This is a genomic window from Pseudarthrobacter leeuwenhoeki, assembly GCF_055412885.1.
The window spans coordinates 175,758-182,892 of record NZ_JBVAYY010000011.1; the positions used below are offsets into that span (position 1 = coordinate 175,758).

Sequence of the window (7,135 nt, forward strand, 5' to 3'; positions counted from 1 at the left end):
CCGGTGGGCATGCTTTGGATGGTGGCCAGAGGGGAAGACTCCTGCGACGATGGCATGGTGAACAGGCCGATCGGATACTGGGTCAAACGGGTGGATACGTCGCTTGAGACGCTACTCGATTCCACGCTCTCCCGCCTGTCCCTGTCCAGAAGGCAGTGGCAGGTGCTCAGTGCGCTGCGCTTGGGCCCCCTCGAGCCTGCGGAACTGGAAAACGTCCTGCGCGCCTTCAAATCAGCGGACAGCGACAACGCGCAGGAGCGTGACATGGCCGCGCTGGTTCGCAAGAGTCTCGTGTTCCTCCTAGATGGTCGCCTCAGCCTGACCGAGGCCGGCTCCGCACTGCATGCCGAGGCATCCGGACTCGTTGAGTCGACCCGCGGTGAGCTTACGGCGGGAATCGGAGCGGATGAGTATGCGATGGCTGTCAGCGTCCTCGAACGTATGAGTAGCAATGCAGAGCGGCTTGCCAGACGATGAGCGGTTTCCACTCGGCTCTGCGGCGGCCCCGGCGAGGATGGGGTTGCTGCCGCTGGCGAGCATCCGCTCATGCCGAAACCGGCGGTGCCGCTCGGACGCTCTCAGGATAGATTCCGCGCGGGGTCCATGCGAGAGGTCCAGCGTCGTGAGCGCAGCGTCTGGGACGGACGTTGGGACAGTCGCGCGCACGAGGCCGGGCTGTGCGGATTGTTTTCTAGGGCAGCGGGCGGACAGTGCGTCTGCGCGTGAGTTCAGTGAATTCGGCCAGTTCGGCCAGCCGGTGCGCGCGGGCGGATTCAGCGGGGGTGAACGGGGCTTGTGGGCGGGAGAATTCAAGGGGTCCGTGCCAGGGGGACGGTATCTTCAGCAGCGTCCCGTCGCTTGCTGGGGAGTCGTTCTTGGGTCGGGTGAGGTCGCCGAGGGGTTTGACGGGGTTTGCGACCGGTTCGGCGTCCAGCAGTTCGGCGACCGCGAGTTGAAGTTCGTCGGGGTCTTCAGTGACCCTCAGGCCCAGGACCAGTGCTTTCGTCTGGCTGTCTGCCACGGCCAGGGCTGTCGCCGGCCACACGCGAACATTCCGTCCGCCGCCGGCCCCGGTGGCGGCGAGCAAATCGGCGTGGGTGAGATGGTCCGGCGCGGCCACGACCAGTTCGTCCAGCACTCCGCCGGTGACGTGGTGGCTCCGGCACGCGAGGATGTCGGCTCCGACGCCTGAGACGCCTCCGGCCAGCCTGTCTTGCCCTTCCGGATCGTCATCGATCAGGGTGCGGACGCGCCACAGGGCCGATGATTCGTGCAGCCGGCGCCGGTGGCGCAGGGCCGGCGCGTGCAGCCAGCCCCGCAAAGCGATCCGGACCGAGGGCTCGGCCACCCAGATCACCAGTATGGTGGCAGTCAAAGTCAGGACCAGTACCTTCAGCAAGTAGGGCATGGCCGTGTGGACGACGGCGGCGTGCACTACAAGTTCTATCGGCAGCATTGCTGCGACATTGGCAAGGGTAAGTCGAACCTTCGCGGGGTGGGGCAGCTGTCCGCAGGAGTCGCAGGCCAACGCGTGGGCAGTGTGTCGTTGCCGTGTCATGGCTCAACTTTGGTGGCCGTCGACGTCGCGCCTCAACGTCCGGCGTATGAACAATGGGCAAAGGCGCCTAGCCGCGGGCATCGCCGCAGGTAGGCGCCGCGGGCGGTGACACCAGCTGTGTCTGTTGAAGAGCCAATCTGCTACATATCAGTTTGTTACGGTCGCACGTCGGGCCGACATAGAAGCATCTGTGAGTCTTGCAGTGGCTGGTCTGGGACTAGCTGGCAGTGTTGATGCCGGTCGTTCTGCCGGGCGCGTGACTCGAAAAAACAATTGCCCCTTGAGGGTGCATTTCCCCCGACTTGTCCGCGCTGGGTGGAGCGACCGGCGTTGACCTGTCCCACGACGGTGGCTTAATTAGAAGCTTGCCCAGCCCCTGCGGCTGTGGCTCATCACAGTATTGCCCCGAAGTGACTCCTCCCAGGTCAGCGCCGGTCGTGATGCGACCATTCTTGCCCCTTCGAAAGGAAGGAGGGTGGCCGCGTTGACTATCGTTGCGCAGACCCGCCCATTCGTCATCGGCGTGGACTGCCACGCCCGCACACACACCTACGCCATCATCGAGGCCAGCACCAAGCAGCAGGTCGCTTGCGAGCAGTTCCCGACCACCCCGGCAGGGATTTCCCGCGCCCTTGCCTGGGTAGGCCGACGGACAGACGGCGATATGGCCTGTCTATGGGCTGTTGAGGGTAGCGGCTCCTCCGGGGCGCGCCTGGCCAGGGCAGTAGCCGACGCCGGCTACGACGTCGCCGAAGCTCCACGGATGAACGCCCGAGGGCGCCGGGGAATCGGAAAATCCGACCCGCTGGACGCCGCCGCCATCGGAACCGCGGTCCTGGCCCTAGAGGAGTCCCAGCTCCGCGCCCCGCGCCGGGACGAAGGAACCCGCGCCGGACTCAGCATCCTGAGCGCAGGCCGGGATCAGTTGACCCGGGAACGAACAATGAATGTCAATGCACTCATCGCCTTACTCCGGGCACACGATCTGGGAATTGACGCTGGTAAACCTCTGGTTCCCGCCCAGATCGCCACGATCACCAGATGGCGGGAACGAGACGAGCAGATCGAACTACCAATCGCGCGCGAGGAAGCAGTCCGGTTGGCGCGCCGCGTTCTCGAAGTGACCACTCAGCTGACTGCGAACCAGAAGCGCATGACAGAGCTGATCGAGGAAAGCCCCGCGGCGCCGCTGTTGGAGATGATGGGTGCCGGGGCTGTCACGGTCGCTGCTGTCCTGACAGCTTGGTCGCATCCAGGAAGGGTTCGCAGCGAAGCTGCCTTCGCCGCGCTGGCAGGGGTGAATCCCTTGCCAGCCTCAAGTGGTAACACTGTCCGGCACAGGCTCAACCGGGGCGGTGATAGGCGCCTCAACCGACCCTTGCACACCATCACCATGACCCGGATGGTCCACGACCCCGGAACGCGGGCCTATGTCGCCAAACGCACTCAAGAAGGCCGCAGCTACCGCGAAATCCGCAGATCCCTCAAGCGCTACATCGCCCGAACGCTCTACCGCCAGCTCAACGCCCTTTACGCCGCAACGGGGCCGGCCCGATCCCACGTTGGCGGGGCAGACGGTTCAGGTGGTGTCCCGTAAAGGATCCTCCACCGGGCGCTGAGGGGCGGGCCGCCAACAACGGCGATCCTGATTCCTCAGTGGGACGTCGGCGTCCGGCGGGTCAGTCGTACTCGAACGGCGACACCGGCGCAGAGGATGACGGCGATGCCTCCGAGGATTGTGGCCCAAGTGAGTTGTTCGTGGAGCAGGAGGGCGGCCCAGAGGATGCTGAGGACGGGTTGGGTGAGTTGTACCTGGCTAACCTGTGCCATGGGGCCGATGGCGAGGCCGCGGTACCAGGCAAAAAAGCCAAGGAACATGCTCACGATAGCCAGATAGGCGAACGAGGCCCACTCGATCGGGGTCCCGTTGGGTGGTTGCTGCGCTACGGCAGTGATGGTCAGGCCGAGCATCAGCGGGGACGCGATCGCGAGTGCCCATGAGATGGTTTGCCATGCCCCGAGCTCGCGGGCGAGTAGGCCACCTTCCGCGTATCCGATGGCAGCAGCCAGGACGGCCGCGAAGAGCAGCAGGTCTGATGAGGTGAGATGTGCGAGGCCATCGCCTTGCAGCGCAGCGAACCCGATCGCCACTAGGGTGCCGACAGCTGCCAGAACCCAGAACGAGATCGGTGGTCGTTCTTTGCCTCGGATGACTGCCATGACGGCAGTAGCTGCGGGCAGGAGTGCGATCACGACAGCTCCGTGACTGGCCGGTGCTGTCGTGAGTGCGAAGGAGGTGAGTAGGGGGAAGCCGATGACGATACCGCTGGCGACGACGGCCAGTCGTATCCATTGGACGCCGTTGGGGAACCGTTGCCGGGTAAGGGCCAGTGCCGCGATAGCGAGGGCTGCGGCGATCACTGCCCGCCCTGATCCGATGAACAAGGGTGAGAGCCCGCCGACTGCTACACGGGTGAAGGGTACGGTGAAAGAGAACGCGAGAACACCGAGAAATCCCCAAGCGAGTCCTGCCCGTGAGGCTGGTAGCACGGCCGGCTTTTGGATAGTAGCGCTACTATTAGGGTTCATGACTAACGATAGCAGTACGAGAATCGTGGCGGCCTTGCGGGAGTGGATCGCAGGCGCTCCTGCCGGCGCGAAGCTGCCGTCGACCCGCTCGTTGGTGACCCGTTATGAGGCCAGTCCTGTCACTGTGCAGAAAGCACTGCGCACCCTGAGCGGGCTGGGACTAATTGAGAGCAGGCCCGGAGTGGGGACCTTTATTAGGGCCGTCCGCACCGCCAAGCCCTCTGATTTTGGCTGGCAGACCGCCGCACTCGGATCCCCACGCAACCGATTCTCCACATCGCCGGCGACGATGCGACCCACACCAGTTGACGCTATTGCTCTCCATGGCGGATACCCCGACCGGGAGCTCCTGCCCGAACGCCTTATACGTGCTGCCCTGGCCCGGGCGGGACGCAGTGACGCCGCGCTCACTCGTTCTCCCGTAGCTGGTCTCCCTGAGTTGCAGTCGTGGTTTGCGTCCGAACTGGCTACAGCTACCCCCATCGGGGTGACTCCGCCCCTGGCCGGTGACGTCATCGTGCTTCCTGGCAGTCAGAGCGGGCTGAGCTCCATCTTCCGGGCCCTGGTTACTGACGGCCGGCCGCTGCTGATCGAGTCCCCTTGTTACTGGGGTGCGATCCTCGCAGCAGCACAGGCAGGTGTCCGCCTGATCCCTATCGCCTCCGGCCCCACGGGCCCCGACCCGGAGGACGTCGCCCAGGCGTTCGAAGAAACCGGTGCCCGAGCGTTCTATGTACAACCGAACTACGCCAATCCGACCGGAACTCAATGGTCGGCTGAGACCGCACGTCAGATACTCGACGTGGTCAGGGCCTATGGTGCGTTCCTCATCGAAGACGACTGGGCCCACGACTTCGGTATCACCACCGGCTCAACACCGGTAGCAGTCCACGACGACAACGGGCACGTCGTCTATATCCGTTCACTGACCAAGAGTGTTTCACCTGCACTCAGGGTGGCCGCAATCATCGCCCGCGGACCGGCACGAGAAAGGATCCTCGCGGACAGGGCCGCCGCGTCCATGTACGTCAGTGGAGTCCTGCAGGCCGCAGCCCTGGACATCATCACGCAGCCCGGTTGGCACACTCACCTCCGCGGTCTCCGTCAGCAACTCCGGTCACGACGGGATCTGCTCGTCGACAGCCTCACCCAGCACGCACCTCTCGCTCATATCACGGCGATCCCACCCGGCGGATTGAACCTCTGGGTGAGGCTCCCCGACACCACAGACCTGCCCTCCTTCACCCGAGAGTGCGAGTCAAAAAACGTCCTGGTTGCACCCGGTAGCGAATGGTTCCCCGCGGAACCCACAGGACCTTTTATCCGCCTCAACTACTCCGGTCCCAACCCGGGCGCCTACCCGGAGGCTGCCCGCATCATCGGCCGAACACTGGAAAAGGCCAACAGCTAGGAAAAGTGGCGCTGCAAGCCAAAGCGCAGCGTGTACAGGCACAGGTTCGTTAGAGGATCCCTCTCCGGTCACGATTTTGCGGGCATAACCGTTGTCATGGCCCACAACCCCGCCAGGATGAACCCCACAACCACCAGTACTATGATCCAGCCGAAGGTCCGCCAAAAGTTGTTGCCGCTGCCGTCTGTCACGTTGCCCCAATTCAAATACTTCTCTGACGCTGCTTGGTGCCCAAGCGTAGAGCGTCCTGGCGAGTCTCGAAGATTGTGCAGCCACCACGCGTCCCGTTAGAGGGGGCAGCCAGGAAACGGCATTTACTGCCGGCCCGGTGGGGATCCCTAACTGGACGCAATGGCCCAAGGACTCCCGCCGTGCAAGAATCGCCGCATGGATGAGGATGAGCGGCACACGAGGGAAGAACTGATGATCCTCGATGCTCTACTGCGAGCGATGGATCGACGTGACGAGGTCTTCCAGATGATTGAGGACTCAGAGAACGTGGACGAAGCAAGACGTGGCGTGGGCCAACTGTTGGGTGTGGGCGAGTTGGGAAGCCGTGCAGTCCTCGACCTGCAAGTTAGAAGGCTCACCCGAGACCAGTGTCAGAAGCTCGCTTCCCGGGCAGCAGAACTTAAATCGCAGCTGCCCGATGATCGCTGAGGACTAGTAGGAATCCGTTTTCGTCACCGGCGAACAACTGGGAACGGCACCCGCAAACGTGCAGAGATACTGACACTCACCGCGTTCTGGATGAGTGCCTCCCTCGGCAGAGACGTATCTGGATCAGGCAGCCTTTAGCGGTGTACGTTCAGCGATCCTCTAACTGACCGGCTTACGGACGAGGTTCCTAGTGTTTCTGACAAACTGGCCGCATGACCACGATCTTCACGCATAAGCCGACAATCGAGGGCCAACGCGTGGCGCTCCCTCAGCCTTTGGCTGCGGCTTTTCTCGCACGTAGGTCTTCTCGGTACTCGACGCGGACCTCCGCGTACTCCTCGTCAGTGAGGTTGACCATATGCCGCATCGCGTCGCCAGACCAAACGTAGGTCACACCGTCGCTGTGCTTCCATGCCATGCGTGGGTCGTCACGCAGATGATCCTTCCAGCACAGGGCCTGGTGATCATGGGTTGTCAGCGTTCTGTCCTTACCGGGCCCCTTACGCTTGGCATTCACCCGCTCAAGCAGCTTGGTCCTCGTGTAGGGATGCGTCTGATTTGGGTCGGTCTTCTTCACCATTACCCGCTCGCCTTCATGCGCCACTGACACGACCAAGTCGGCCCGCGTTACGGCCTTGACTGAGTTCAGGTGAACGTCATAGACGGCCGCGACGCGCTGCATGTCGGCGCCAGCGGCTTGGGCTTTGTCGAGTAGTTCGCGTAGGCCCTCGATGAAATCTTGAACCTCGGTCACGGCGGAGGTGGCAGGTTCGGTCTTCATGAACTGGATTGGCTCCGTCGGTGCCTTAGCCTTGATCCACCGATCCGCGGTTGGTCCTGACTGATTGTCGGGGGTGGCCGTGGTTTTGGTTGCGGGCATGGCGGGTTGTCGGCCTCGCTGCCGGTAGCGTTCCACT

Annotated in this window: 6 protein-coding genes and 1 pseudogene; 4 read left to right on the forward strand and 3 right to left on the reverse strand. The window is 63.3% G+C overall.

Annotated features, from left to right (window positions below; all coding sequences use genetic code 11):
- The first annotated feature begins 9 nt into the window (after window positions 1-9).
- On the forward strand, window positions 10-477 hold the full coding sequence (locus ACZYX4_RS12110; RefSeq protein WP_463876175.1) for a MarR family transcriptional regulator: 468 nt from the start codon (window positions 10-12) through the stop codon (window positions 475-477).
- Window positions 478-691: 214 nt separating this feature from the next.
- Here ACZYX4_RS12110 and ACZYX4_RS12115 read toward each other — a convergent pair whose 3' ends face one another.
- The gene (locus ACZYX4_RS12115; RefSeq protein ID WP_463876155.1) at window positions 692-1,558 is read right to left on the reverse strand and encodes an amino acid-binding protein; all 867 of its coding nucleotides are present in this window, start codon (window positions 1,556-1,558) and stop codon (window positions 692-694) included.
- A 484-nt stretch (window positions 1,559-2,042) separates the two neighbouring features.
- On the opposite strand from ACZYX4_RS12115, the gene ACZYX4_RS12120 reads away from it, so the two are divergent.
- Window positions 2,043-3,155 carry an IS110 family RNA-guided transposase gene (locus tag ACZYX4_RS12120; protein WP_463876177.1) on the forward strand — a complete coding sequence of 371 codons (1,113 nt, stop codon included), beginning with the start codon at window positions 2,043-2,045 and terminating at the stop codon, window positions 3,153-3,155.
- Window positions 3,156-3,211: 56 nt separating this feature from the next.
- Here the strand turns inward: ACZYX4_RS12120 and ACZYX4_RS12125 are convergent, their stop codons facing one another.
- Window positions 3,212-4,147, reverse strand: coding sequence for a DMT family transporter (locus tag ACZYX4_RS12125; protein ID WP_463876157.1), 936 nt, complete (start codon window positions 4,145-4,147; stop codon window positions 3,212-3,214).
- Here ACZYX4_RS12125 and ACZYX4_RS12130 point away from each other — a divergent pair.
- Window positions 4,146-5,558 carry an aminotransferase-like domain-containing protein gene (locus ACZYX4_RS12130; RefSeq protein ID WP_463876159.1) on the forward strand — a complete coding sequence of 471 codons (1,413 nt, stop codon included), beginning with the start codon at window positions 4,146-4,148 and terminating at the stop codon, window positions 5,556-5,558. The genes ACZYX4_RS12125 and ACZYX4_RS12130 overlap by 2 nt on opposite strands.
- Window positions 5,559-5,945: 387 nt before the next feature.
- Complete coding sequence (locus ACZYX4_RS12135; RefSeq protein WP_463876161.1) at window positions 5,946-6,218, forward strand: DNA gyrase subunit A; 273 nt, start codon at window positions 5,946-5,948, stop codon at window positions 6,216-6,218.
- Between the two features lie 268 nt (window positions 6,219-6,486).
- Here ACZYX4_RS12135 and ACZYX4_RS12140 read toward each other — a convergent pair.
- Window positions 6,487-7,135: pseudogene (locus tag ACZYX4_RS12140) on the reverse strand (hypothetical protein); the annotation flags it as partial.

Excerpts from the sequence above, each read along its gene's own strand:
- ACZYX4_RS12115 (WP_463876155.1), bottom strand. The coding sequence starts at position 1,558 with ATGACACGGCAACGACACACTGCCCACGCGTTGGCCTGCGACTCCTGC.
- ACZYX4_RS12135 (WP_463876161.1), top strand. The coding sequence starts at position 5,946 with ATGGATGAGGATGAGCGGCACACGAGGGAAGAACTGATGATCCTCGAT.
- ACZYX4_RS12125 (WP_463876157.1), bottom strand. The coding sequence starts at position 4,147 with ATGAACCCTAATAGTAGCGCTACTATCCAAAAGCCGGCCGTGCTACCA.
- ACZYX4_RS12130 (WP_463876159.1), top strand. The coding sequence starts at position 4,146 with ATGACTAACGATAGCAGTACGAGAATCGTGGCGGCCTTGCGGGAGTGG.
- ACZYX4_RS12110 (WP_463876175.1), top strand. The coding sequence starts at position 10 with ATGCTTTGGATGGTGGCCAGAGGGGAAGACTCCTGCGACGATGGCATG.